This is a genomic window from Mesorhizobium sp. M5C.F.Ca.IN.020.32.2.1, from assembly GCF_004023105.1.
GTDB lineage: Bacteria > Pseudomonadota > Alphaproteobacteria > Rhizobiales > Rhizobiaceae > Mesorhizobium > Mesorhizobium wenxiniae.
This window is the reverse complement of record NZ_RZSX01001612.1, coordinates 1-535: the sequence shown is the minus strand read 5'-3', so window position 1 is coordinate 535 and position 535 is coordinate 1. Positions and strand designations below refer to the sequence as shown.

Here is a 535-nt window from a genome sequence, read left to right as displayed (position 1 = left end):
GATCCCGGCCTTCCCGCCGGTCCGTCCGAAGCGATCATCCTCGCCGACGACAGTGTGCATGGCGGGCTAGCCGCGCTCGACCTCCTCATCGAGGCAGAGCACGGACCGGACTCATCGGCCTACCTGGTGACACACAGCCGCCGCGTGGCCGAGGAGGCATTGGCCGCCCTGCCCGAGCACTGGGCGCGCATGACCGAGCAGCGGGTAGCGTTTTCCACCGCGGTGCTGACCGGCGCCTCTGGCGGCATCGTCCTGACGGCGGCGATCGAGGAGAGCTACCGCTTCATCAACGACTATGCACCGGAGCATTTGGAGATACTCTCCAACGATCCCTTCGCACACCTTGGCCACATCACCGAAGCCGCCGAGATCCTGATGGGGCCGCACACGCCAGTCTCGATCGGCAATTTCGGGTTAGGCCCCAACGCCGTCCTGCCGACCAGCCGCTGGGCGCGTACCTGCGGCCCGCTCTCGGTCACGGATTTCGTCAAGCGTTCTTCCATCGGCTACGTGACGGCGGCGGCCTATCCGGAAT

At 66.4% G+C, this 535-nt stretch carries 1 protein-coding gene; it reads left to right on the top strand.

The window, feature by feature from the left end; genetic code table 11:
• A partial coding sequence (locus tag EOA86_RS37755; RefSeq protein ID WP_206630290.1) for a histidinol dehydrogenase occupies positions 1-535 on the top strand: 535 nt, incomplete at both ends.